The 25,336-nt window shown below is 63.1% G+C and carries 24 protein-coding genes; 8 read left to right on the forward strand and 16 right to left on the reverse strand.

The window, feature by feature from the left end:
• Positions 1-8 precede the first annotated feature (8 nt).
• The 4 genes from AC1RUK_RS13140 to recA form a co-directional block, all read right to left on the reverse strand.
• Positions 9-488 carry a DUF2269 family protein gene (locus AC1RUK_RS13140; RefSeq protein WP_481835280.1) on the reverse strand — a complete coding sequence of 160 codons (480 nt, stop codon included), beginning with the start codon at positions 486-488 and terminating at the stop codon, positions 9-11.
• Entirely contained in the window at positions 485-1,780 is a 1,296-nt protein-coding gene (locus AC1RUK_RS13145) for an SDR family oxidoreductase (protein WP_481835279.1), read from the reverse strand. The genes AC1RUK_RS13140 and AC1RUK_RS13145 overlap by 4 nt, the downstream gene beginning before the upstream one ends.
• Positions 1,781-1,790: 10 nt before the next feature.
• Positions 1,791-4,457 carry an alanine--tRNA ligase gene (gene alaS, locus AC1RUK_RS13150; RefSeq protein WP_481835278.1) on the reverse strand — a complete coding sequence of 889 codons (2,667 nt, stop codon included), beginning with the start codon at positions 4,455-4,457 and terminating at the stop codon, positions 1,791-1,793.
• A 250-nt stretch (positions 4,458-4,707) separates the two neighbouring features.
• Positions 4,708-5,805 (reverse strand): recombinase RecA, encoded by a 1,098-nt coding sequence (recA, locus tag AC1RUK_RS13155; protein ID WP_027028105.1) that lies wholly within the window; start codon positions 5,803-5,805, stop codon positions 4,708-4,710.
• A gap of 281 nt (positions 5,806-6,086) precedes the next feature.
• Here recA and AC1RUK_RS13160 point away from each other — a divergent pair, with 281 nt between their 5' ends.
• Positions 6,087-7,031 carry a carbohydrate kinase family protein gene (locus AC1RUK_RS13160; RefSeq protein WP_481835277.1) on the forward strand — a complete coding sequence of 315 codons (945 nt, stop codon included), beginning with the start codon at positions 6,087-6,089 and terminating at the stop codon, positions 7,029-7,031.
• A gap of 36 nt (positions 7,032-7,067) precedes the next feature.
• Positions 7,068-7,985, forward strand: a complete 918-nt coding sequence (locus AC1RUK_RS13165; protein WP_481835276.1) for a pseudouridine-5'-phosphate glycosidase — start codon at positions 7,068-7,070, stop codon at positions 7,983-7,985.
• A gap of 2 nt (positions 7,986-7,987) precedes the next feature.
• Here AC1RUK_RS13165 and AC1RUK_RS13170 read toward each other — a convergent pair whose 3' ends face one another.
• Positions 7,988-8,311, reverse strand: coding sequence for a TfoX/Sxy family protein (locus tag AC1RUK_RS13170; protein ID WP_481840267.1), 324 nt, complete (start codon positions 8,309-8,311; stop codon positions 7,988-7,990).
• Positions 8,312-8,403: 92 nt separating this feature from the next.
• Here AC1RUK_RS13170 and AC1RUK_RS13175 point away from each other — a divergent pair, with 92 nt between their 5' ends.
• Complete coding sequence (locus AC1RUK_RS13175) at positions 8,404-8,901, forward strand: GFA family protein (RefSeq protein ID WP_481835275.1); 498 nt, start codon at positions 8,404-8,406, stop codon at positions 8,899-8,901.
• A gap of 137 nt (positions 8,902-9,038) precedes the next feature.
• On the opposite strand, the gene sufA is transcribed toward AC1RUK_RS13175, so the two are convergent.
• The 8 genes from sufA to AC1RUK_RS13215 all read right to left on the reverse strand — a co-directional run bounded on the left by sufA (position 9,039) and on the right by AC1RUK_RS13215 (position 16,376).
• Positions 9,039-9,419: a Fe-S cluster assembly scaffold SufA gene (gene sufA / locus AC1RUK_RS13180; RefSeq protein WP_481835274.1), complete on the reverse strand. Its 381-nt coding sequence runs from the start codon at positions 9,417-9,419 to the stop codon at positions 9,039-9,041.
• A gap of 110 nt (positions 9,420-9,529) precedes the next feature.
• Entirely contained in the window at positions 9,530-9,922 is a 393-nt protein-coding gene (locus AC1RUK_RS13185; protein WP_436174715.1) for an SUF system Fe-S cluster assembly protein, read from the reverse strand.
• 5 nt (positions 9,923-9,927) lie between these two features.
• Positions 9,928-11,172, reverse strand: coding sequence for a cysteine desulfurase (locus AC1RUK_RS13190; RefSeq protein ID WP_481835273.1), 1,245 nt, complete (start codon positions 11,170-11,172; stop codon positions 9,928-9,930).
• A gap of 4 nt (positions 11,173-11,176) precedes the next feature.
• A complete protein-coding gene (gene sufD / locus AC1RUK_RS13195; RefSeq protein WP_481835272.1) occupies positions 11,177-12,445 on the reverse strand; it encodes a Fe-S cluster assembly protein SufD in 1,269 nt (422 codons plus the stop codon).
• A gap of 19 nt (positions 12,446-12,464) precedes the next feature.
• Positions 12,465-13,220 carry a Fe-S cluster assembly ATPase SufC gene (gene sufC, locus AC1RUK_RS13200; protein WP_481839516.1) on the reverse strand — a complete coding sequence of 252 codons (756 nt, stop codon included), beginning with the start codon at positions 13,218-13,220 and terminating at the stop codon, positions 12,465-12,467.
• Entirely contained in the window at positions 13,213-13,503 is a 291-nt protein-coding gene (locus AC1RUK_RS13205; protein ID WP_481835271.1) for a hypothetical protein, read from the reverse strand. Before AC1RUK_RS13205 ends, sufC begins: the two co-directional genes overlap by 8 nt.
• Before the next feature lie 4 nt (positions 13,504-13,507).
• Positions 13,508-15,025 (reverse strand): Fe-S cluster assembly protein SufB, encoded by a 1,518-nt coding sequence (sufB, locus tag AC1RUK_RS13210; RefSeq protein ID WP_481835270.1) that lies wholly within the window; start codon positions 15,023-15,025, stop codon positions 13,508-13,510.
• A 187-nt stretch (positions 15,026-15,212) separates the two neighbouring features.
• Entirely contained in the window at positions 15,213-16,376 is a 1,164-nt protein-coding gene (locus tag AC1RUK_RS13215; RefSeq protein ID WP_481835269.1) for a cysteine desulfurase family protein, read from the reverse strand.
• Positions 16,377-16,616: 240 nt separating this feature from the next.
• On the opposite strand from AC1RUK_RS13215, the gene AC1RUK_RS13220 reads away from it, so the two are divergent.
• Together AC1RUK_RS13220 and AC1RUK_RS13225 are read left to right on the forward strand one after the other, a co-directional pair.
• Positions 16,617-17,291: an alpha/beta hydrolase gene (locus AC1RUK_RS13220; RefSeq protein WP_006205994.1), complete on the forward strand. Its 675-nt coding sequence runs from the start codon at positions 16,617-16,619 to the stop codon at positions 17,289-17,291.
• Positions 17,292-17,304: 13 nt separating this feature from the next.
• Complete coding sequence (locus AC1RUK_RS13225) at positions 17,305-17,961, forward strand: FMN-binding negative transcriptional regulator (RefSeq protein ID WP_481835268.1); 657 nt, start codon at positions 17,305-17,307, stop codon at positions 17,959-17,961.
• 214 nt (positions 17,962-18,175) lie between these two features.
• Here the strand turns inward: AC1RUK_RS13225 and AC1RUK_RS13230 are convergent, their stop codons facing one another.
• Positions 18,176-19,846, reverse strand: coding sequence for a winged helix-turn-helix domain-containing tetratricopeptide repeat protein (locus AC1RUK_RS13230; RefSeq protein ID WP_481840268.1), 1,671 nt, complete (start codon positions 19,844-19,846; stop codon positions 18,176-18,178).
• A gap of 147 nt (positions 19,847-19,993) precedes the next feature.
• Here AC1RUK_RS13230 and AC1RUK_RS13235 point away from each other — a divergent pair, with 147 nt between their 5' ends.
• Positions 19,994-20,890, forward strand: coding sequence for an ankyrin repeat domain-containing protein (locus tag AC1RUK_RS13235; RefSeq protein WP_481840269.1), 897 nt, complete (start codon positions 19,994-19,996; stop codon positions 20,888-20,890).
• Between the two features lie 345 nt (positions 20,891-21,235).
• Here the strand turns inward: AC1RUK_RS13235 and AC1RUK_RS13240 are convergent, their stop codons facing one another.
• Positions 21,236-21,928: a winged helix-turn-helix transcriptional regulator gene (locus AC1RUK_RS13240; RefSeq protein WP_481835265.1), complete on the reverse strand. Its 693-nt coding sequence runs from the start codon at positions 21,926-21,928 to the stop codon at positions 21,236-21,238.
• Positions 21,929-22,064: 136 nt separating this feature from the next.
• Here AC1RUK_RS13240 and AC1RUK_RS13245 point away from each other — a divergent pair, with 136 nt between their 5' ends.
• A complete protein-coding gene (locus AC1RUK_RS13245) occupies positions 22,065-23,237 on the forward strand; it encodes an acyl-CoA dehydrogenase family protein (protein WP_481835264.1) in 1,173 nt (390 codons plus the stop codon).
• Between the two features lie 12 nt (positions 23,238-23,249).
• The gene (locus AC1RUK_RS13250; protein ID WP_481840304.1) at positions 23,250-24,227 is read left to right on the forward strand and encodes a carbon-nitrogen hydrolase family protein; all 978 of its coding nucleotides are present in this window, start codon (positions 23,250-23,252) and stop codon (positions 24,225-24,227) included.
• Between the two features lie 249 nt (positions 24,228-24,476).
• Here the strand turns inward: AC1RUK_RS13250 and AC1RUK_RS13255 are convergent, their stop codons facing one another.
• Positions 24,477-25,328 (reverse strand): phosphatase PAP2 family protein, encoded by an 852-nt coding sequence (locus tag AC1RUK_RS13255; RefSeq protein WP_481835262.1) that lies wholly within the window; start codon positions 25,326-25,328, stop codon positions 24,477-24,479.
• Between the last annotated feature and the right edge of the window lie 8 nt (positions 25,329-25,336).

The following is a 25,336-nucleotide window of genomic DNA, read 5'->3' on the forward strand; positions in this document are numbered from 1 at the left end:
TGGTTTAGCTAAAGACCGATTTCTGGCCTTGTCACCATCAACCAGAGAATAGCGAGCACGGCGGCGAAAGCCGGGAAGCCGCAAGCAAACCAGATGCGGAACAGGCGCCTTTCTTCGGCGGGCAGCGGTGCATTCTCGATTGCCGCCTGTCGCGCCAGATTTCGAATCCGGATCTGAATCCAGACAACAGGCAGCCAGAACAGACCGGTCACGACATAGAGCAGCAGGGACAGCACAATCCAGCCCTCGGACAGCGGCCAGCCCAATGCCTGCGCCAGCAGCGCGCCGGTGATGGGCTGCACAATGATGGCGGTCGCCGTGAAGATCGTGTCGGCGATGACGACGGTGCCCGCGACATGGGCGACGAGGTCGGCCCGACCGGTGTGCTGCGCCATCAGCATGAAGAAGGCGATGCCCCCGCCGGTGCCGAAGAGAACCGTGGCACCGATGACGTGCACCCAGCGCAGTAGGTCGATCCAGAGGCTCATCGCTCGTCGAGAACCGCAAGCGCGACCAGCACCAGGCAAAGCGCGGGGATTGTCTTGACCAGCGGTCCCAGCGGAGCGAGCCACAAATCGGGGGCAAGAAGCGTCGACGCCGCCACATAGAACAGCGTGATCGCGATCATCGCCAGCAGCGCCCACCTGGCCAAGGGCCGGACCAGAACCGCCGCGCCGACCAGAACATCCGCGGCGCTGCCGACCAGAACCGACATTTGCGCGAAACTCGCCGGCACGCCGCGCGAGACGAGAATGTCCGCGGCCTCGTCTTGCCGGATCAGGCCGATAATGCCCGAAACAAGCCAGAACAGGGACAGGCAAGCAAAGATGACCGGCTTTGCCAACCAGAGGCGGGCGAACCATCGCTCCTGAACATGCGCAGGCATGTCGGCCAGCGTTGCTTCTAGCGGCTGCAGCGGATGATCGGAAACAGCGTTCCAGGACTGGGCATTGCCCGTAACACCGTCTGCCAGCGCGGCAATTGCCGAGCTGCGCAAAGGAGATCGCCAACCAAGGGTGCCAAGGACGTCGGCACCGGCGCCGGCAAGCCGGCCGAGAATGGCCGGCATCGGTACGACCCGCGCCTGCGGCAGACCAAGCCATGCGCGAAAGGCAGACAGGACATCAGCGAGAGACCGGTCCTTGCTTTCGACGAGATCGATAGAAAGGCGCGACGGCAGGGAGCCGGCGACCGCGCGTGAGACCGCTTCGGCGACGTCTGCGACCGATACGGTCTGGATCGGCTGGCGCGACAGGACGGCGGGAATAAAGCCGGGGAAGGCTGCGAGGGCGCGCAAAAGCGCGGTCCCGCCATAGGCGGCCGGCGCAATCACCAAACCCGGCCGCAGGATCGTCCACTCCAGTGAAGAGCTTGCGACGGCCTTGTCGCCTGCCGCTTTGGTGCTGAAGAAAGGATTTGCCGAGGCGAGATCGGCGCCGATCGCGGAGATCTGCACAAAACGGCGCACGCCGGCATGTTCGCACGCCGCGACCAGTGCCACCACCGAGCGCCGGTGGACGGCATCGAGGCGGTCGCGCGGGCCGTCCTGCAAGGCGCCTGCCGCATTCACGACCGCATCCATGCCCGCAACCAGCGGCAGCCAGTCTTCAGCGGCAAGCAGTCGCGACATGTCGGCTGCAATCCAACGGACCGCTGGCCTGCGCCGTTCAGCGTCCAGAACATCACGGCCAAGGCCGGTCACTTGATGGCCGTCGCGGAGCAACCGGCCGACGAGGGCTTCCCCGATCAGACCATAGCCGCCGAGAACGAGAACCTTCATGTGGTGGCTTTCAGGCTGCCTCGAGCGCGGCCCTTACCGCTGCAATCGCGTCGCCGGCCTTCGAGGCGTCGGGGCCGCCGGCCTGGGCCATGTCCGGGCGACCGCCACCGCCCTGCCCGCCGAGTGCCGCGGACGCCACGCGCACCAGGTCGACGGCGCTGAAGCGGCTGAGCAAATCGTCCGTCACCGCGACCACGACGCTGGCCTTGTTGTCCTCGCCGGCGCCGACAAAGACGACGACGCCGGAACCCAGCGACGACTTGCCGGCGTCAGCCAGCGGCTTCAGATCCTTCGGCGCCACGCCGGAGACGGCCTTGCCGAGGAAGCCGACGCCGGCAACGGTCTCGTTCTCGGCCGGCGCACCGGCAGCGGCACCACCGCCCAGCGCCAGTTTCTTGCGCGCTTCGGTCAGCTCCTTCTCGAGCTTCTTGCGCTCGTCGAGCAGCGCCTCGACGCGCGCCGGCACGTCGGCCGGCGCAATCTTCAGCGTCGCGGCGACCGTCTTCAGCCGCCTGTCCTGCTCGTCGAGATGTCTTCTGGCGGCCTCGCCGGTCAGCGCCTCGATGCGGCGCACGCCGGCAGCGACCGCGCTGTCCGAAACAACGCGCACCAGACCGATGTCGCCGGTCGCCCTGACATGCGTGCCGCCGCAGAGCTCGACCGAATAGGGCCGGTTGGCCTTGGCGCCATGCAGGCCCGTGCCCATCGACACGACGCGCACCTCATCGCCGTATTTCTCGCCGAACAGCGCCATGGCGCCCTCGGCGATGGCGTCGTCGACCGACATCAGGCGCGTCGTCACCGGGCTGTTCTGGACGACGATCTCGTTCGCCATGCGCTCGACCTCTTCGAGGTCTTCAGGCGAAATCGGCTTGTTGTGCGAGATGTCGAAGCGCAAACGCTCGGGCGCGACCAGCGAGCCCTTCTGCGCCACATGGGTGCCCAGCACCTCGCGCAGCGCCTCGTGGATCAGATGCGTCGCCGAATGGTTGGCGCGCAGCCTGGAGCGGCGCGCATGGTCGACCTTCAGCTCGACGGCAGCGCCGGTCTTGACCGTGCCGCTGGCCACCTTGCCAAGATGCACGAACAGGCCGTCGGCCTTCTTCTGCGTGTCGGAGATCTCGATCGAGAACCCTTCGCCTGAGATGACGCCGGTGTCGCCCATCTGGCCGCCGGACTCGCCATAGAACGGCGTCTGGTTGACGACCACGGCAACCGCGTCGCCCTTGTTCGCGCTGTCGACGGTCTTGCCGTCGCTCACCAGCGCCAGGATGAGGCCTTCCGCCTGCTCTGTCTCGTAGCCGAGGAACTCGGTGGCGCCGGACTTTTCACGCACGGCGAACCAGACGGTCTCGGTCGCAGCGTCGCCGGAACCAGCCCAGCTCTTGCGTGCCTCGGCCTTCTGCCGCTCCATCGCATCGGTGAAGCCGGCTAGATCGACCGATATGCTGCGCTGGCGCAACGCGTCCTGCGTCAGGTCAAGCGGGAAGCCGTAGGTGTCGTAGAGCCTGAAGGCCGTCTCACCATCCAGCATGTCGCCGGCGCCGAGCGTTTCCGTCGCGTCCGAAAGCAGGCCGAGACCACGCGCCAGCGTCTTGCGGAAGCGGGTCTCTTCCAGCTTCAGCGTTTCGGTGATGAGCGCTTCGCCGCGCCCCAGCTCCGGATAGGCCTGGGCCATCTCGCGGACCAGCGCCGGCACCAGCTTCCACATCAGCGGCTCATTCGCGCCGAGAAGCTGCGCATGGCGCATGGCGCGGCGCATGATGCGACGCAGCACATAGCCGCGGCCTTCATTGGACGGCAGCACGCCGTCGGCCACCAGGAAGCAGGAGGACCGCAGATGGTCGGCGATGACGCGGAACGAGCCGACAGTGTCGGCATCCGGACCGCGGCCGAGCGCGGACGACGCAGCATCGATCAGGTGACGGAACAGATCGGTTTCAAAAACGCTTTCCACACCCTGCAGGATGGAGGCCATGCGCTCCAGACCCATGCCGGTGTCGATCGACGGTCGCGGCAGGTCGATGCGCTCTTCCTTGGTCACCTGTTCATACTGCATGAACACCAGGTTCCAGAATTCGAGGAAGCGGTCGCCGTCCTCCTCGGGGGTGCCCGGAGGACCGCCCCAGATATGCTCGCCACGATCAATGAAGATCTCCGAGCACGGACCGCACGGACCGGTGTCGCCCATCGCCCAGAAATTGTCGGAGGTCGGGATGCGGATGATGCGATCGTCGGAGAAGCCGGCGATCTTCTTCCAGAAGCCGGCAGCTTCGTCGTCCGTGTGATAGACGGTTACCAGCAGCTTGTCCTTGTTCAGCCCGAACTCTTTGGTGATCAGGTTCCAGGCAAGCTCGATGGCGCGCTCCTTGAAATAGTCGCCAAAGGAGAAATTGCCGAGCATCTCGAAGAAGGTCAGGTGCCGCGCCGTGTAGCCGACATTGTCGAGGTCGTTGTGCTTGCCGCCGGCGCGCACACTCTTCTGCGCGGTCGTGGCACGCGAATAGGGCCGCTTCTCCAGACCGGTGAAGACGTTCTTGAACTGCACCATGCCGGCATTGGTGAACATCAGCGTCGGGTCGTTGCGCGGCACCAGCGGGCTCGACGCGACGACCTCGTGGCCCTCCTTGCGGAAATAGTCGAGAAATGTCGACCGGATCTCGTTCACGCCACTCATGAGTGCTGCCTTTTCGCGAAAACCGCCGGCAACCCGGCGGAAACTGGTCTCTGCTTTTCAGAAGATAGACTTGGCCTTTTAGCGGGCACGCTCCACCCTGTCCAGAAACAGGGAATTGGGCCAATCCATGCTGCCCAAAAACAAAAAACCGCCGGCTCGAGGCCGGCGGTTCGGAACGCGATACTGTAGAACTCGGTTACTTAAGCATCAGGTTATAGGCCGGGTTTATGGCCGAACTCTGGCCAGTGCCCTACATCGCGCCGGCTTCGTCCTCGAAACCGTCGTCTCCACCTTCGGAGCCACCATTTTCGAGGAATTTCTCGGCGATCAGCCCGGCATTCTGCCTGAGCGCCAATTCGATCTCGCGCGCCGTGTCGGGATTGTCGCGCAGGAACAGCTTGGCGTTCTCGCGGCCCTGGCCGAGGCGCTGCGAATTGTACGAGAACCAGGCGCCCGACTTCTCGACCACGCCGGCCTTGACGCCGAGGTCGACAAGCTCGCCGGTCTTGGAGACGCCCTCGCCATACATGATGTCGAACTCGACCACCTTGAAGGGCGGCGCCAGCTTGTTCTTGACCACCTTGACGCGGGTCTGGTTGCCGACGACCTCGTCGCGGTCCTTGACCGAGCCGATGCGGCGAATGTCGAGACGGACCGAGGCGTAGAATTTCAGCGCGTTGCCGCCGGTCGTGGTTTCGGGCGAGCCGAACATGACGCCGATCTTCATGCGGATCTGGTTGATGAAGATGACCATGGTGTTGGAGCGCGAGATCGAAGCAGTCAGCTTGCGCAGCGCCTGGCTCATCAGGCGGGCCTGCAGGCCGGGCAGCGAATCGCCCATCTCGCCCTCGATTTCGGCGCGCGGCGTCAGCGCGGCGACCGAATCGACCACCAGCACGTCGATGGCGCCGGAACGCACCAGCGTGTCGCAGATCTCAAGCGCCTGCTCGCCGGTGTCGGGCTGCGAGATCAGCAGGTTTTCAAGGTCGACGCCGAGCTTGCGGGCATAGACCGGATCGAGCGCGTGCTCGGCATCGACGAAGGCGCAGATGCCGCCCTTCTTCTGGGCCTCCGCCACCGTGTGCAGCGCCAGCGTCGTCTTGCCCGAGCTTTCCGGCCCGTAGATCTCGATGATACGGCCGCGCGGCAGGCCACCGACGCCAAGCGCGATGTCGAGGCCAAGCGATCCGGTCGGCACGGTTTCGATCTCGACGACCTGTTCGTTGGCGCCGAGCCGCATGATCGAGCCCTTGCCGAAAGCGCGCTCGATCTGCGACAGCGCCGCATCCAGGGCCTTTGATTTGTCCACTGCCTTATCCTCTACAAGCCGCAAAGTATTCTGAGCCATGATACATCACCCCTTGGTCGTCAATGAAGGCCGGACAATCCGTAATCCTCATTCATTTGTACCTTTTTTGTTCTCGTTTGGCAAGAGGCATCAACTTTCTGAAAAATAATCTTTTTCCGGATTTGTTCTTTTTTTGTCTCGCGATTTCGTTCCGGGATGTATCCCGCATTCGGTCAGCCGGTCCGATTGTATCGATCCACCGAATCGCTGCCTTGCCTGCGAAGCTCAACCACACAACCTAGCGCTTGTGCGGCTGGAATAACAAAGGTCATATCGCCCGCATGATGACATCCCCAAAAATCCTGGCCGTGGGCGGCGCCCATATCGACCGGCGCGGCCAGGTGTCGGGTCCGTACGTGCCGGCCGCGTCCAACCCCGGCACGATGCGCGAGGATGTCGGCGGTGGCGTCTTCAACGCCCTGCGCAGCCTGGTGCGGCGCGGGGCTTCGGCCTCCCTGCTTTCGCTGCGCGGTGGCGATGCCTCGGGCGAGACGGTGTCGCGCGCCATCGCTGCGTCGGGCATTGCCGACCTGTCGGCAGTGTTCCTCGACCGCACCACGCCGAGCTACACCGCGCTGATCGACCGTGACGGCGAGTTGATTGTCGGCTTTGCCGACATGGCGCTCTACGACCTCGCCTTCCCCAAGCAGATCCGCCGCGCCAAGGTGCGCGAGGTGATTGCTGACGCAGACGCAATCCTGTGCGACGCCAATCTGCCGACCACGGCGCTGGAACGGCTGGTGGCGCTCGCCGGAGCCAAGCCGGTGTTCGCCATCGCGATCTCGCCGGCCAAGGTGGTGCGGCTGATGCCGGTGCTGGGCAGACTGACCTTGCTGTTCATGAACCGGCGCGAGGCTGTCGCGCTGGCCGGTGCGACTGCCGATGCGACCGAGCAAGGCCTGGTCGAGGGGCTGCGGCGCGCCGGCCTCAAAAGTGCCGTGGTGACGGCGGGCGGCGCGCCGGTGCTGGGCTTCGATGGAAATGGGCTTTTCGCCGTCGCTCCCCCCGCCCCCAGAAGGATCGCCGACGTCACCGGCGCCGGCGATGCGCTGGCGGGCGCAACCGTCGCTGCCCTGCTGCGCGGAGTGTCGCTGCGCGCCGCCCTTCGAGAAGGTGTCGCGGCGGCAACGCTTGCCATCGAAAGCAGCGATGCCGTGCCAGGCTTCACGGCGGCAAGTTTCGCTCAGATGCTGGCCCTTGTGCCGGAGGCGCGGGAAGTGGCATGAGGTCGGCCAGATCAGCTTGCCGGATCGGAGACAGACATGACGCCGGAAACCGCCCGCCCCTTCATCGACATCCACCCGCCGGTGGCTGAAGCGCTGGCCGCGGGCAGGCCGGTGGTGGCGCTGGAAAGCACCATCATCACCCATGGCATGCCCTATCCCGACAATGGCGCCATGGCGGCCAATGTCGAGAAGATCATCCTGGACAATGGCGCGGTGCCGGCGACGATCGCCGTGGTTTCCGGCCGCATCAAGATCGGGCTGTCAGACGGCGAGCGCGAATCGCTGGCCATGACGGGTGACGCCATGAAGCTGTCGCGCGCCGATCTCGGCTTTGCGGTCGCTCAAGGCCGCACCGGCGGCACCACGGTTGCCGCCACCATGATCGCGGCGCATATGGCCGGGATAAACGTGTTCGCCACCGGCGGCATCGGCGGCGTGCACAAGGGGGCTGAAAAGAGTTTTGATATCTCCGCCGATCTCGACGAACTGGCGCGCACGCCGGTGATCGTGGTGTCGGCCGGCGCCAAGGCGATCCTCGACATCGAAAAGACGCTGGAGGTGCTGGAGACGCGCGGCGTGCCGGTCGTCGGCCATGGCTGCGAGACGATGCCGGCCTTCTGGTCCCGGCATTCGCCGTTCCGCGCGCCGCTCACCTTACACGGACCGGAGGATATCGCGCATTTCTACCGGACTCGGCAGGCGCTGGGCTTGAGCGGCGGCATCTTGATCGCCAACCCGGTGCCGGAAGATCACGAGATTCCGGCCAGCGAGATGGACGGCTACATCCAGGCCGCGCAAAAGGCCGCCGAGGCGCTGAACGTCACCGGCAAGGCGGTGACGCCGTTCCTGCTGTCGAAAATCCTCGAGCTGACCGGCGGCCGGAGCCTGAAGACCAACATCGCGCTGGTCGAGAACAATGCAAGGCTGGCGGCGAGGATTGCGAGGGCGCTTTAGGCCTACTTGCCTGCCCGCCTTCCCGCCTCATAGGCCCGGCGCGCCCAGACCGCCATCTCGTCTGGATCGTCGAAGGCGCTATCGGGGACGCTCCAGTAGGGCATCGAAACCTGCTTGCCGTGCCGCGAGCCGGTATAGGTCCACTGCCGGCAGCCGGCGGCCTCGAAGTCGGGCGCACTTTGCTCGTCGGCCTTCAGCATCAATTCGCCACGCACCACGATGGCGACGATGACGCCGTCGCAATAGACACCCTTGCCGCCGAACAGTTTTCGGATGCCGACCGGACCAAGGCTTTCAAAAAGTTCTTCTATGCGTTCGTTCTCCATGCGGCGATCATGTCAGCCGCATCCGGCCTTGTCATCGCCGCAACCAAAACCATGCTGACAAGGTTGAGGGAAAAACACATCGGAGTTCCAATATGCCGCTGCTGCTCAAAGGGTCGTGTCGCTGCAATGCCATCCGTTTCGAGGTGGAAAGCCACACGCCGGTACCGTTCATGCTCTGCTACTGCTCGATCTGCCGCAAACAACAGGGCGGTGGCGGCTTCGCCATCAATCTCGGCGCCGACTACGACACGCTGAAGATCACCGGCAAGCGCAATCTCGGCGTCTACCGGGCCGAGATCGAGGATGACGAACATCCGCAGTGCGAGACCTCAACGGCTGAGCGCAATTTCTGCCGAAAATGCGGCACAGCGCTCTGGGTGTATGACCCTACCTGGCCGGACCTGGTCCATCCCTTCGCCTCGGCGGTCGACACCGAACTGCCCAAGCCGCCGGAGAAGGTGCATCTGATGCTGAAATACAAGGCGAGCTGGGTCGAGCCGGAAATCGGCAGGAAGGACAAGGTGTTCGAGGTCTATCCCGCGGAATCGATCGCCGACTGGCACAAGCGCACGGGGATGTGGGTGGAGTGATTGTCTTCTCCCCGTTTACGGGGAGAAGATGCCGGCAGGCAGATGAGGGGCGGCGCATACTTTAGAGAGGCTGGCTCTGCCCCTCATCCGGCCCTTCGGGCCACCTTCTCCCCGTGAACGGGGCGAAGGGAGAGGTCTCAGACCGAAGCGCGCGCCTCGGCGAGTGCCTTCAGATCGGCCGGCTTCAGTTCGACCGATTCACCGCAGCCGCAGGCCGAGCTCTGGTTCGGATTGCGGAAGGTGAAGCCGGTGCGCAGGGTCGTCTGCTCGAAATCCATCTCGGTGCCGAATAGGAAAAGCGCCGCCTCAGGCGCGACATAGACATGGGCGCCGTCGCGCTCGATATGGTCGTCCTTGGTGTTGGGCTCGGTCACCAGGTCGACCGTGTATTCCATGCCGGCGCAGCCGCCCTTCTTGATGCCGAGGCGAATGCCATGCGCGTTTTCACGGGTGGCGACGATCTCGCGCACCCGGTCGGCGGCCTTTTCGGTCATCGTGATGACGGCGAAGCGTCCCATCTTTTCTCTCTCCATTCCATGCAGGTTCAAGGCCTGCCGAATGATTCTTCACCTAAAATGGTGAAGTTTTATACCAGGCGCAAGTGCGCCAACCCATTGTCCGACCGATGCTAATACCAGCCCACCGCCACCTGCGCCTCTTCCGACATGCGGTCGGGCGACCAGGGCGGGTCGAAGGTCATGCTGACCTCGACGCCGGAAACGCCTTCGACGGCGCCGACGGCATTTTCCACCCAGCCGGGCATTTCGCCGGCCACCGGGCAGCCGGGCGCGGTCAGCGTCATGTCGATCTTGACCGAGCGGTCGTCCTCGATATCGATCTTGTAGATCAGGCCGAGTTCGTAGATGTCGGCCGGGATTTCCGGGTCGTAGACCGTCTTCAGCGCCGAGACGATGTCGTCGGTCAGGCGTGCCAGTTCGTCGGCGGGAATGGCCGAGGCGGAAACCAGCGGGTTAATGGCTGCTTCCGGTGCGGTCTCGGTGGTGTGGCTAGCGTCATCCATGGTCGTCACCCGAAGAACTTGCGCGCTTTTTCCAGCGCATCGGCCAAAGCGTCGACTTCGGCCCTGGTATTATACATGCCGAACGATGCCCTGCATGTGGAGGTTACGCCAAAACGTTTCAACAGCGGCTGGGCGCAATGCGTGCCCGCCCGCACTGCCACGCCTTGCCGGTCGATCACCATCGACACGTCATGGGCATGGATGCCCTGCAACTCGAACGAGATGATGGCGCCCTTGCCCGGCGCGTCGCCGAAGATGCGCAGCGAATTGATGGCGCGCAACCGCTCATGCGCATAGTCCTTCAGATCGGCCTCGTGGGCGGCGATGCGCTCGCGGCCGATTTTGTCCATATAGTCGAGTGCCGCGCCCAGGCCGATCGCCTGCACGATCGGCGGCGTGCCGGCCTCGAATCGATGCGGCGGCTCGTTGTAGGTGACGATGTCCTCCGTCACCTCCTCGATCATCTCGCCGCCACCCATGAAGGGGCGCATGCGCTCGAGAATATCCTTCTTGCCGTAGAGCACGCCGATGCCCGAGGGCCCGTAGACCTTGTGGCCGGTGAAGACGAAGAAATCGCAGTCGAGGTCCTGCACGTCGATCGGCATGTGCACGGCGCTCTGGCTGCCGTCGACCAGCACCGGAATGTTTCTCGCATGCGCGATGCGCACGATCTCCTTGATCGGCGTCACCGTGCCCAGCGCATTCGACATCTGGGTGATGGCGACGAGCTTCGTCCTGTTCGTCAGGCGCTTCTCGAATTCCTCGATGTGGAAGACACCGAGATCGTCGACCGGCACCCAGACCAGCTTGGCGCCCTGCCGCTCGCGGATGAAATGCCACGGCACGATGTTGGAATGGTGCTCCATGATCGACAGCACGATCTCGTCGCCGTCGCCGATACTGGGCATGCCATAGCCATAGGCGACGGTGTTGATCGCCGAGGTGGTGTTGGAGGTGAAGACGATGTTGTCGGTGCTCGGCGCGTTGAGAAAACGGCGCACCGTCTCGCGCGCCTTCTCATAGGCGTCGGTCGCGGCATTGGACAGGAAATGCAGGCCGCGATGGACGTTGGCATATTCCTGGCTGTAGGCGTGCTGGATGGCATCGAGCACGGCCTGCGGCTTCTGTGCCGAGGCGCCGTTGTCGAGATAGACCAGCGGCTTGCCGTAGACTTCCCGCGACAGGATCGGGAAATCGCGGCGGATCGCCTCGACGTCGTAGAAATCTCCGATCTTGCCTGGTGCGTTCATAAGTTCACCCGTGCGCGACGAACCAGTCGTCGAGCCTTGCTTCCAGCGCGTCGACGATCGCCTCGTCATCCAGTTCCTCGATCACCTCGGCGACGAAGGCTTTCACCAGCAGACCCCGAGCCGACTTCTCGTCGATGCCGCGCGCCATCAGGTAGAACAGATGGTCGTGATCGATCTCGGTGACGGTGGCGCCGTGGCCGCAGACGACGTCGTCGGCGAAGATTTCCAGCTCGGGCTTGGTCGAGAACTCGCCATCGTCGGACAGAAGCAGCGTATTGCAGGTCATCTTGGCGTTGGTCTTCTGCGCATACTGGTGGACGTTGATGCGGCCCTGGAAGACGCCGCGCGCCTTGCCGGTCACCACGTTGCGGATCACTTCCGTCGAGGTGGTGTGCGGCACGGCATGGTCGAGCACCATGGTCACGTCGGTATGGGTGTCACCGGCCAGCAGATTGATGCCGCGCAGTTTGAAGTCGGCGCCTTCGCCCGTCGTCCTGACCACGATCTCCTGGCGCACCAGTTTGCCGCCGGCATTCATGACGAACAGCGTGAGCTTCGCGTTCTTGCCGAGATGCGCCTTGAACTGCGCCAGATGGGTCGCCGTATCCGGCTGCTCCTGCACGATCAGCCATGTCACCTCTGCGCCTTCGCCGAGCACGAGCTGGCTGACCGAGCTGACCAAAGCAGCGCCCTCGCCGGTCTGGCGTTCGACGATGGTCGCCTTGGCTCCGTCGCCCACGCGCGTCAGCAGACGCACATGCGTCTGGCCAGCGGACTGCAGGTTCTGCAGTTCGAGCGGCCTGTCCAGTTCGGCACCGTCGGCGATGTCGATGAAATAGCCATCGGCGACGAAAGCGGTGTTCAGCGCACCGATAGCATCATCGGAACCGTAAGGGTCGAGCCCGGGAGCGACGCTGCCGTCGGTCAGCTTTTCCGACAGGCGCTGCACGGTCACGCCCTCGACCTCGGGCAATTTCGCGGTCGAGACACCATCCAGCACCGGCAGGACGGCAGCGCCTTCAATCACCGGCGCGATGGCTTTGGTTGCGGCTGCCGGATCGAAGGCCGGCACCGAGGTCAGCAAGCGGCGCAAATCCGTATAGTGCCAGGACTCGACCCGCCGCGTCGGCAGGCCATGCTTGATCGCTTCGATCGCGTCGTCGCGCTTCACCATCACCGCGCCGTCGCCGGGCAGCAGCGACAGCCGCTCGCCGAAGGCGTCGATCAACGCCGTTTCGGCCGGGGTCCGCTGCGGTTGTGCGTGCATGTTCATCAGTTCCGCCCCTGGCATCTCACGCGGCTTCGCCGATCACGCCGGCATAGCCATTGGCTTCGAGGTCGAGCGCCAACGACTTGTCGCCCGACTTGATGACCTGGCCCCTGTAGAGCACGTGCACCGAGTCCGGCACGATGTGTTCGAGCAGGCGCTGGTAGTGGGTGATGACGACGATGGCGCGCTCCGGCGAGCGCAGCGCGTTGACGCCGTCCGAGACGATCTTCAGCGCGTCGATGTCCAGGCCGGAATCGGTCTCGTCTAGCACGCAAAGTTTTGGTTCGAGCAGCTTCATCTGCAGGATCTCGGCGCGCTTCTTCTCGCCGCCGGAGAAACCGACATTGAGCGGCCGCTTCAGCATCGCCATTTCCATGTTGAGCGAGCCGGCGGCGTCCTTCACGCGCTTCAAAAATTCGGGAATTTTCAGCGGCTCCTCGCCACGCGCCTTGCGCTGCTCGTTCATCGCCACTTTGAGGAATTCCATGGTCGCGACGCCCGGTATCTCCATCGGGTATTGGAAGGCCAGGAAGATGCCCGCGGTGGCGCGCTCGGCCGGATCCATTTCCAGGATCGACTGGCCGTTGTAGAGGATGTCGCCTTCGGTGACCTCATAGTCCTCGCGCCCGGCGAGGATATAGGACAGCGTCGACTTGCCCGAGCCGTTAGGGCCCATGATGGCGGCGACCTCGCCAGCTTGCACCGTCAGGTTCAGGCCGCGGATGATCTCGGTACCGTCATCGACGATGCGGGCGTGCAGGTTCTTGATTTCAAGCATCATTTTCTACTTTCGTGTTCTTGTTGTTCTCGACGCTCGGTCCTTGACGGGGTCTCCCTAAGAGCGCGCCCGCAAGATCGCCAGTAACGAGCATCCAGCTAAAAAAACCAACCGCGCCTAGGCCCGCGATCGAACCACCAATATTCTTTACCGAACTCAAGCCAAACATTGCGCCTATCAGAGCCACCACGGCACCTCCAATAGCCAGCGTCAGCAAGAGCATCAGAACGATGACCATCAAGCTCTGGATTCGCTCGAAGAATTTCCAGGAGCGCCGTTCCATCTAATCAACCCACGCTGCCTTCCAGCGAGATCCCGATCAGCTTCTGCGCCTCGACGGCGAATTCCATCGGCAGTTGCTGGATGACGTCCTTGACGAAGCCGTTGACGATCAGCGCGATCGCCTCCTCCTCGGGGATGCCACGCTGCATGACATAGAACTTCTGGTCCTCGGAGATCTTCGAGGTGGTCGCTTCATGCTCGAACTGCGCCGTCGAGTTCTTGGCTTCCATGTAGGGTACGGTGTGGGCGCCGCACTGGTCGCCGATCAGCAAGCTGTCGCAATTGGTGAAGTTGCGGGCGTTGGTCGCCTTGCGGTGCGCCGAGACCTGACCGCGATAGGTGTTCTGCGAGAAGCCGGCGGCGATGCCCTTGGAGATGATGCGGCTCGACGTGTTCTTGCCGAGATGGATCATCTTGGTGCCGCTGTCGACCTGCTGGTAGCCGTTCGACACGGCGATCGAATAGAACTCGCCGCTGGAATCGTCGCCGCGCAGGATGCAGCTCGGGTACTTCCAGGTAATGGCCGAGCCGGTCTCAACCTGCGTCCACGAGATCTTCGAGCGGTGGCCACGGCAGTCGCCGCGCTTGGTGACGAAATTGTAGATGCCGCCCTTGCCCTCGGCGTCGCCGGGGTACCAGTTCTGCACCGTCGAATATTTGATCTCGGCGTCGTCGAGCGCGATCAACTCGACCACCGCGGCATGCAGCTGGTTCTCATCGCGCTGCGGCGCCGTACAGCCTTCGAGATAGGAGACGTAAGCCCCCTCCTCGGCGATGATCAGCGTGCGCTCGAACTGGCCGGTGTTCTTCTCGTTCATGCGGAAATAGGTCGACAGCTCCATCGGGCAGCGCACGCCCTTGGGCACGAAGACGAAGGAGCCGTCGGTGAACACGGCGGTGTTCAGCGTGGCGTAGAAATTGTCGGAGGTCGGCACGACCGAGCCGAGGTATTTCTTCACCAGCTCCGGATGCTCGCGGATCGCTTCCGAGATCGAGCAGAAGATGACACCGGCCTGCGCCAGTTCCTTCTTGAAAGTGGTGACGACGGACACGGAATCGAACACCGCGTCGACGGCGACGCGGCCCGACTTGTAGACATTGTCGCTGGCTTCCTCGAATTCCGACACGTCGGTCTTCTGCACGCCGGCGAGGATTTCCTGCTCCCTGAGCGGAATGCCGAGTTTTTCGTAGACCTTCAAGAGTTCGGGATCGACGTCGCTGAGCGAGGTCGGGCCGGGCGTGCTCTTCGGCGCCGCGTAATAGTAGATGTCCTGGAAATCGATCTTCGGATACTCGACGCGCGCCCAGGTCGGCTCGTCCAGCGTCAGCCAGCGGCGATAGGCTTCCAGACGCCATTCCAGCATCCAGGACGGTTCGTCCTTCTTGGCCGAGATGAAGCGAATAATGTCTTCGCTCAGGCCCTTGGGGGCCTTGTCCATCGCGATCTCTGTCTGGAATCCGTATTTATACTGGTCGACGTCGATCTTTCGGACCCGATCGATCGTGTCCTGCACAGCAGGCATAAGCGTTCTCCATCCACGCCGGGGTCAAGGCCCGACAGTTTTCAAACTATGGCATCGCCAACAAGCACCCGCAGGGCACCCGAGGCGGCGTAAGTTCCATATAGTGCGTCCCGACCGGGAATTCACCCGGCCACTTTGAAACGCACGGCTCTACCAGGCCTCAAGGCCCGAATTCCCTTTGCCGCCCTCAGGCGGCTCTTTCCCTGCCGGCCCGGCGCGCGGCAATGCCTGCCAGCGCGGTCCGGAACAGTTCGATGTCCTCGGCGCTCGTTGCGTGGCCGATGGACACGCGCAAGGCACCAAGACCGTCGCCATACCCCATTGCCTTCAGCACATGGCTCGGGCCGACCTTGCCCGACGAACAGGCCGATCCGGCCGACAGCGCGACACCGGCCAGATCGAAAGCGATCTGCGCCGTCTCGGCCTTGATGCCGGGAATAGCGAAGAATGTCGTGTTGGCAAGCCTTGGCGCGCCGGTTCCGAAGATTTCCACGTCCGGAACCAGTGTTTTGACGATCGTTTCGACCTCATCACGGCGGCTGGCGAGCGTATCGACGTCGTTCAGTGCGGCCAGCGCCTGCCGCGCCGCGGCGCCAAAGCCTGATATGGCCGCGAGGTTTTCGGTGCCGCCGCGATGGCCTTTTTCCTGGCCGCCGCCATTGACCAGAGGCTTCGGCATCATCAGGTCGGACGCCGCAATCATGGCGCCAACGCCCTTGGGGCCGCCGATCTTGTGCGAGGACAGGATCAGATAGTCGGCGTAAGGCGCCGACATGTCGATGGGGATACGGCCGGCCGCCTGCACCGCGTCGACGACGAGTATTCCGCCCGCCGCCTTGACGATTTCGGCAATGCGGTCGATGGGCTGGATGACGCCGGTCTCGTTGTTGGCGGCATGGATTGCCACCAGCGGCAGGCCATCGGCCTTGTCATGGGCGGCAAGGGCCGCCGCCAATGCGCCGAGATCGGCGATGCCGTTGGCGTCGACGCCGATCCGGGTCAGTCGCGCCGCCGGGAAGCGGCCGCCATTGAGCAAGCACGGATGATCGGCCGCGGACACGTAGAGCCAGCTCATGCGGACAGTGCCGCGTCCCATCTGCCAGTCGAGCGAAAGAAGCGTCGAGGCGGCTTCCGTCGCGCCCGAGGTGAACACGACATGCTCCGGCTTGGCGTTGACCAGGCGGGCGACTTCGCGCCTCGCATCCTCGATCAACCTCCGCGCGGCGCGGCCCTCGGCATGGACCGACGACGGATTGGCGGCGACATCGAGCGCGCCAACCATGGCCGCGCGCGCCTCTGCAGTGAGTGGCGCGCTGGCATTGTAGTCGAGATAGGCGCGAGTTGCGGCCATTTTCCTTCAATTGGTCCCGTCAAAAGCCATTCGGCGAGGATAGCGCGTTATTTCCTTGAAATCGCAAGGCAAGCCGTCCTATTTACCCGGCTTGCGGCGCGGGCGGCCTAGCCGGCAGGTTTTGGCCACCCAGTTTTGAACAATTCTAAACTAGCTTCTAAGAAGACGCTCGCCCTGCGTCAAGGCCAGAGGAAAGAGTGTTCCGGGCGCCGCGCATTCTTATGCCATGTGGAGTATTTTATGCCTGAGGTCATTTTTACCGGTCCGGCCGGCCGCCTTGAGGGTCGCTACCAGCCTTCCAAGGAAAAGAGCGCGCCGATCGCCATTGTGCTGCACCCGCACCCGCAGTTCGGCGGCACGATGAACAACAAGATCGTCTACGACCTCTTCTACATGTTCCAGAAGCGCGATTTCACCACGCTTCGCTTCAATTTCCGCGGCATCGGCCGCAGCCAGGGCGAATTCGACCATGGCACCGGCGAGTTGTCGGATGCGGCCGCAGCACTCGACTGGGTGCAGTCGCTGCATCCGGATTCCAAGAGCTGCTGGGTCGCCGGCTATTCGTTTGGCTCGTGGATCGGCATGCAGCTTCTGATGCGTCGTCCCGAGATCGAGGGTTTCATCTCGATCGCGCCGCAGCCCAACACCTATGATTTCTCGTTCCTGGCGCCCTGCCCGTCGTCGGGCCTGATCATCCATGGCGACGCCGACAAGGTGGCGCCGCCCAAGGACGTGCAGGCGCTGGTCGACAAGCTGCACACGCAAAAGGGCATCACCATCACCCAGAAGACGCTGCCCGGCGCCAACCATTTCTTCGCCAATGACGCGGACCTGCTGCTGCAGGAATGCGCGGATTACCTCGACCGGCGGCTGGCCGGCGAGTTGTCGGACCCACGGCCGAAGCGGCTGAGGTAGGGACAGGATCGCCATGTATCAGCCTCCTCATTTCCAGGAAACGCGGCAGGACATCCTGCACGGGCTGATACGGGCGCATCCGCTGGGCCTGCTGGTCTCGAACGGCGACGAGGGCCCGATCGCGAACGCAATCCCGTTCCTGCTCGACGCCGATATTGGCCCGAAGGGCAGGCTGCGCGCCCATCTGGCGAAGGCCAACCCGCAATGGCGGCTTCTGGCCGAGAGCCCCGCTTCGCCGGTGCTGGTCGTCTTCCAGGGCGCCGACGCCTATGTGACGCCGTCCTGGTACGAGACCAAGCGCGAGACCGGCAAGGTCGTGCCGACCTGGAACTACGCCATCGTCCAGGTGCGCGGCAAGGTCAAGGTGATCGAGGACCAGGCCTGGCTGGCGCAGCAGATCGTCGAACTGACGGCGTCGCAGGAAGGCAGCCGCGAGGCGCCCTGGGCTGTGACCGACGCACCGGCCAGCTTCATCCAGTCGCAGATCAAGGGTATTGTCGGGCTCGAAATCGAGATCACCGACATCAGCGGCAAGTGGAAGGTCAGCCAAAACCGGCCGGTCGCCGACCGCGTCGGCGTCGCCGAGGGGCTGGAGAGCGAGGCGCCGAGCGCAAGCGCGCCGGACATGGCCGAGCTGGTCAGATCCTATGGCGGTATCGAGCGCGAATAACTGAGGCCGAGGCTCTTGGGTCAAACCCAATCACTCTGAACGACCGAGTTCGACCCGAAGTCGGCGTACGTCTCCCACGACGCGAACGGCAGCTTTGCGCCTCATGTCAGCCATCGCGGCCGACGACAGGCGATCCAAAAAGCTGCCGTTCGCGTGGTGGGCTTGGCGATCGAACATCATCAATGATTGCGGCCGGGCCGCATGCGGTCCGCCGTCACTCCGGCAAGCCCGCGAACCGCATGTGTCCGATCCACCGCTCGAGGGCTGCGGGGGTGGCGTAGTTCTTCTCCCACTGCTTGCGTTGCCTGCTGATGGAGTCGCCGGGCAAATCTTTGAGGAAAACCGCAAGCGCTTCCTTTGCCTCCCGCTGGTTTCCCAGACAAGCGTAGATCCCCGCAAGCATTCGGTGCGCGGCGCTGGTGATTCTGGACATTTTCCGCATCGCCGCCAGCGCAGCCCCGCAATCGTTCTTTTCATAGAGCGCCCAGCCCATGTCCCAGTTGAACCAGTCAGGGTAAAAAGGATCGATGCCCATAGCCTGCTTGATCCGATCGATCGCTTCGTCGGTGCGGCCGGCAAAGAGCAGCGGGGTCGCACTGCCCTCGAGGATATTCGACGCGCTGGGGTTCAGGGCGATCGCCTGATCGTACTGCGCAATGGCCTTCTCCATCTCTCCGGCTTCGGAGTGGATTTGGGCGCGGATATGATGCGCCTCGGCATCGTCCCGAGCGAGCAGGATGGCCTTGTCGGCGTACTCGGCGGCGCGCTTCAACGCCTCGTCGGGGTTATTTTCCTGCTTGTGCCAGAATAACGCGTCATTGCGATAGGACCAGGCCAGCCCGATATAGCCGAACTGGGCGTTCGGATCCGCTTCGATGGCCTTGAGGCTGAACTGCCGCAGCAGCTCGTTCCCCGCGGCAGAGAAATGCTCGTTCTCGGCAAACCCCATCTGGACATAGCGCAGCGCGCTGACCTGCGCGGCGTCGCTCTGTGGCAAGGGTCGCTCGATCCTGCGCCCGACCCTGTCCGCAAGCGTGCGGATGATCTCCTCCTGGACGACGAAAAGATCGCCAACCTCCCGGTTGTAGGTGTTGGCCCAGACGTGCGATCCGTCACGCGCATTCAGCAACTGGGCGGTCACTTTCAGCCGGTCTCCGAGCTTCTGCTGGCTGCCTTCGAGCAGGTAGTCGACGCCGAGTTCTTCGCCAATCTGCCTGGCGTCGACCGGCTGGCCGCGGTACCTGAAGCTCGAGTTCCGGGCGATGACGGCATAAGTCTTGCTCCGCGCAAGCGCGGTGATGATCCCCTCGGCGACGGCATCACTGAGATATCCCTTGTCCGCCCCGGCACTGAAGTCCTCAAAGGGAAGGACCGCAATCCTCGGCATGTCGGACGAACGGACCGGAGCGGCTCGCCATGTTTCGGCACCGAAATATGCACTGATCGCTATGGCGACCAGGACGATCGCAGCAAGGATGAAGCTGCGCCGCGAAGATCGCATCGTGGCTCGTTGCGTGTCGGCGACGGCGTTCGGGTCCGCCGCCTCCGCCAAATCGGCATTCAGCCGGTAGCCTCGCTTTGGGAGGGTTTGCACGATCATGTGCTCGTCGTCGCCCAATGCGCGGCGAATATCGGCAATGCATTGGGTAAGGCTGTCGTCGGTCACGAACGTATCGGGCCAAACCGCCCGCATCAGCGCATCCTTGGACACGATCTCGCCCGGCCGCGCCGCGAGCACGGAGAGCACCTCGGCCGACTGGCTGCGAAGCTCGACCGCTTTACCTTCGACGGTCCGCACTTCTCTGCTTTTCGTCAGGAAAACAAAACCGCGAAACATGATCGTTTCAGCAGATTTCGGGTAAATTTCAGAAGCCTTTCGGGACATTTCGCCCTCCTGGCGCGGTACCTAGCGTAGCCAATTCGGTCGTCGCTTCCAAGCGTTCCGTCTTCAACCGCTGAATGCACGCACATGGGGGCGAAGCGGCGACACTCGAATGGGATGGGCGGGAGTTTCGGTAGGGGATGGCAACTGATGCGCGCTGGAATGCTGTTGCTGATATGTTTTTGTTTGATCCCGGTGACATCCCGGGCGGCGGCCATTCACGACGCCGCCAAGAAAGGTGACATTGCGGCCATCGCTGCGGCGCTGGATGCGGGTGCAAACGTCAACGAATCTGATGGTCTCGCAACGCCGCTCTTTCATGCGGTCAACAGGCAGCATCTTGAGGCGGCCAAACTGCTTCTCGAGCGCGGCGCAGATGTTAATGTCGTATCGAAGATTGGGGGTACACCCCTGATGGCGGCGGTCGCAAGAAACCGGCTTGAATTCATCACGCTGCTGTTGGCGCATGGCGCCAATCCGAACCCGACCGCGGGGAAGCAGCCCCCCCTCCAAGTGGCGGTCAAGCAGGGCTGCCTCGATTGCGTCACGGCGCTGGTCGAAGCGGGCGCCGATGTCAACGCCCGAACAACGGACTCCTTCGCCCGGACACCGATCCATCTTGCCAGATTTTACGGATATTCCGAGATATCCGACTATCTCATGGCGCATGGCGTCGTGCGGCCGAAGCCCGCACCGATTGCCGGGAAATTGGCTGCGGCCGATGTCGAGAAAGGCCGGATTTTTTTCGGTAGAAATTGTGACGGTTGCCACACCAACGAACGAGGCAAAGGCAACAAGACTGGTCCGAATTTGTGGGAGGTCGTCGGCCGTGACAAGGCATCGGTGCCGGAATTCAAATATTCCAAGACTCTGCAGGGTTGGGAAGGCGTGTGGACCTACGAGGATCTGAACACCTATCTCTATGATCCCATCCTCACCATGCCCGGTGTCCTCATGGAAATTCCCGGCGTTCTCGACGAGACGGAGCGTGTCGATCTGATTGCCTATTTGCGAACGCTGAGCGACAAGCCGATCCCTCTGCCCTAAGGTCCCCGCTGATGCGGGAGCGCAGCATGCACTTGATGAGCTGGCTATCTTCGTGGTGGACGCCGATCAGCCGTTCTCGTCGCCGGCCAGCCTCGACTGAGGCGACGTTTCGCGGGGTGGCGCGAATGTTTGGTACCAGCTGAGGCGGCACCCCCGCGAAGAACCGCAAGATTCCAGAAATTCGGATCTTCGCGTACGCGCATCATGGAATGTCAGTTTTTCCGCAAGGTCGGCTTTCTAGACCAGTCATCCTCAAAGCTGACAGTCCGCTGCCGGCCAGAGGCGGACAATCGCCACGGCTCGGGAACTTCTGGAATTGGCTGAAAGCGCCCCTTTGGCCAATCTCTACTGCACCCGCCGAGGCTCGTGGACGAATGCGCTCAGTCCAAGCCATTGCTGCATTGATTGCGCGAGCGCCGGGTCGCCTTCGATCTGCAGCTGGCCGTTGGCGGCTTCCTGCTTGATCGTCGTCAGCCCCATCCAGATTGCCGTCATGGAGCGCAGCGAACTCGTTACGAGAAGGTCAAGTTCGTGGCCTGGATCGAAATTGCAGAGGTCGACCGTGCCTCCTTCGGTCACGAGCCACCAGCTTTTTTGGGAGGGTGGAAGCTCGGAATACAGAAACTGTATCATACACCTCCGCTCGGGCAGCAGCTTCACATTGAGGCTACGACGCATATCCCACATGAGTAGGGACGGGTCGAGGTTCTTCAGCGAAAGCCGGGACTCCATCCAGCGCTGCGCCCATTTGCCGAGCCCCATGATCAAGGGCCGTAGTTCCTCCCCGGCCTCGGACAGCCGATATTCGACGGAGCCGTTGGTCCTCGGCAAGGTGACTACGACGCCGGCGGCCCGCAGTTCCTTGAGGCGCTTGGAGAGCAGGGCGGGGGACATCTTGGGCAGCCCGCGCCGCAAGTCGCTGAAGCGGGTGCTGCCGCAAAGAAGCTCGCGCACCACCAGCGTGGTCCAGCGACTGCACAGGATTTCTGATGCCATCGATACGGGACAGAACTGGCCGTAACTTCCGCGCTCTTCCATTGGCCACCTCGCAACTCGGCCGTTCGAGAAGTTACCGCACATCGAGGCTTTCGGAAATAGCGGGCAGTACAGATGCTGAACTAGAACGTCCGGCCATTACCGACGATCCTTCAGCCTCCTATAGATGGAGGATCTCATGTCACTGAGCGCAACACTAAGCACCTCGGCAGGTTCACCTACGGTCGACACGATCAACGAGGCCAGCGACGTCGTTGCCATAGCGCAAGGCCTTGCGCCCAAGCTCGCCGCCCGCACTGCCGAATTTGACGAGAACGATCGTTTCGTGGCCGAGAATTACGTTCTCCTGAAGCAGTCCGGTCTGGTTGAGGCTGGCGTCCCCCGGGAGTTGGGCGGCAAGGGCGCCGGAATACCGGAACTTGCCAACATGTTGCGCATGCTCGCCCAAGCGTGCGGATCCACCGCTCTTGCCTTTTCGATGCATACCCATCAGGTCGCCATTCCGGTTTGGCGCTGGCGCCACCAGAAGATCGCAGCGGTAGAACCCCTTCTGAGACGGGTCGCCACTGAGCGACTGATCTTGCTCTCAAGCGGCGGCTCCGACTGGATCGGCGGTTCCGGCAGGGCGACCAAGGTCGATGGCGGCTATCGAATATCCGCGCGCAAGGGCTTCACCTCCGGCGCCGAGGCCGGAGATCTGCTGATGACCGGTGCCGTGGTGGAAGGAACTAACACGGTGATCCACTTCGCCGCTCCGATGAAGGCCCCGGAAGTGCGCGTTGAGCAAACGTGGAAGGTGCTGGGAATGCGGGGTACCGGTTCGAATGACGTGGTCGTCGACAACCTGTTCATACCCGAAGCGGGTGTTGCATTTTCGCGCAGTGCCGGAGAGTGGCACCCGGTGTTTCAGATAATCGCCACGATCGCATTCCCCCTGATCTACGCCGTCTATCTCGGTGTTGCAGAGCGTGCGCGCGACCTTGCGGTAGACCTGGCGATACGCAAGGCACCGACACCCCACAGTCTCGACCTCGCAGGTCGAATGGAGACCTCGCTCCGCGCCGCGCGCCTCGCTCACCGCTGGATGCTGGAAACGGTCGACCTGAATGCCCCTTCGGCAGACACCGTCAATGAAGTGATGATCGGCCGTTCTCTCGTCGCTGATCATGCGATACGGACCGTCGAACTCGCGCTGGAACTGGGTGGCGGCTTGGGGTTCTACAGACGGAATGGGCTGGAGCGTTGCTTTCGAGACATCCAGGGCGCCCGCTTCCATCCGCTCCAGACTGGGCCGCAGGCTCAGTATGCGGGCGCGATGGCGCTGGGGCACCCCGTCGCCACGATCTTCTAGGGGGTCTATGTGATGGACACCAGGATAGCGATCTCGCAGAAGCCGCCGGTGCTGCTCGACCTCGAAGCGACTTACGAGCGCGCAATCGCATCAATCGCCGAGGCCGCGGCAGAGGGGGCGAAGCTCATCGTTTTTCCCGAAGCCTATCTGCCCGGTTACCCGACCTGGATATGGCGGCTGCGCCCGGGCGGTGACATGACACTTGCCAATTCCCTTCATGCAAAGCTCCGCCGCAACGCTGTGGACATCTCCGCCGGAGGCCTCGACCGGCTACGGGAAGCGGCGGCGCAGCACGGGATGATCGTCGTCATGGGACTGAACGAGATCAACTCCCAGTGCAGCGGATCGACCCTCTATAATACGGTCGTGACGATTGGGTCTGACGGCTCGATCCTCAACCGCCATCGCAAGCTGATGCCGACCAATCCCGAGCGGATGGTATGGGGCTTCGGCGACGCCAGCGGCCTTCGCGTCGTCGAAACACCGATCGGCCGCGTCGGCTCGTTGATCTGTTGGGAGAGCTACATGCCGCTCGCCCGCTTCGCGCTTTATGCCCAGAACATCGACATCTATGTTGCGCCTACCTGGGACAGCGGCGAGACTTGGCTTGCAACCATGAAGCATATCGCTCGCGAAGGTGGCTGCTGGGTATTGAGCACCGCGACAGCCCTGGAGGCCATCGATATCCCGGAAGATTTTCCTGATCGCAGCAAGCTCTTTGCCGAGGACGAATGGATCAATCCGGGCGACGCCGTAGTGGTGAAACCATTCGGCGGCGTTGCTGCTGGCCCGCTGCATCGGGTGAAAGGAATTCTCTATGCCGACCTAGACGTAGACGCGGCCCGCGCCGCACGAAGATCGCTCGACGTGGCCGGACACTATAGCCGCCCAGACATCTTCAGGCTTGAGGTCGATCGAAAAGCGAGGCTTGCTGTGCATTTCGACGATGGCACGCACGATCTTGAGCTTGGACGCCCTCATATGCCCTGATAGCTGATCTTCCTCTAACGCTGTGGAAGGTCAGCATCGGGGCCAGTCCACGACTTTCAGCAGGTTGAATGTCTGCAATCTTCGCTGCGAAGCCAGAAGCTGCCATTCCGCTGTCGGCCCTCTGCGGTCATTCGAGAAATGGCGGTGGATGACCGTTTTCTGGCGCAACCTGCGCATTCTGGCTATTGAGCCGAACGGCAACTTCCCACCCATCCGGCCATTGGCGACCCTGACGATTGAGTTTTGACCCTAAGGCCGGTCCGCAGCGACGCGATCTTCGCCCTGTCTGGACGCCACTCGACTGTTGCCTGCCCCGGCATAGCCTGCGAGCCGAAAGGTCGTCTTGCGTATGGGCAGCTTGGCCGACGTCCGGCGGAAGATGAAGCCGAGCCGGGCAAAGACCAGTCCGCACAGGATCGCGCTGGCGCAGCCGAGGCCGAAGCCGGCGACGGTGTCGCTGGGATAGTGCGCGCCGACGAACACCCGCGTCGAGGAGATACACGCGGTAATTGCCAGCGCGATGTACCAGCGTCTCGGAAATAACAGCAGCGCGACGCCGAACACGGCGCCCATGGTGGTGGCGTGGCCGGACGGGAAGCCGGCAAAGCGCGCATCCATGGCGAAGGGATGCAACGACAGCACCCCGATATCGTCGAAATAGCGCGGACGTGCCCGCCCGATGCCGTATTTCAGCAGATTGACGGCGATGCCCGAAAGACCGACCGCGCCGAGCACCAGGAAGGCAAAGCAGGTCCAGTTGTAGGCGAGGATCCGCGCGCGCCGGGAAAGGCTTCGCCAGTCGGTGAGGTTGGCGGCGACAAGGCAGAGTGCGGCCGGAATGAGGTACCAGCCGCCCAGGCCGAAGTCGGTAAAAAACTCGGTGAAGCGGACAAGCCCGTGCGGCCATTCCCCCCAAAGCGTCCCTGCCGCGTGGTCAAGGCGGAAGAAGACTGCCGCCGTGAGCATGATCCAGGCGAGCAGCAAGACCGGCCACGCTATGCGCGGATAATCGGCCTTGCGCACGGCGAAGCGCCTTCGCACGATCCGCATCGTGTCGAGAAAGTTGCCGAGCGACCGGCGGAACACCGCAGGCGGGGTCATCGACGTCT

It is taken from the genome of Mesorhizobium monacense (assembly GCF_056781675.1).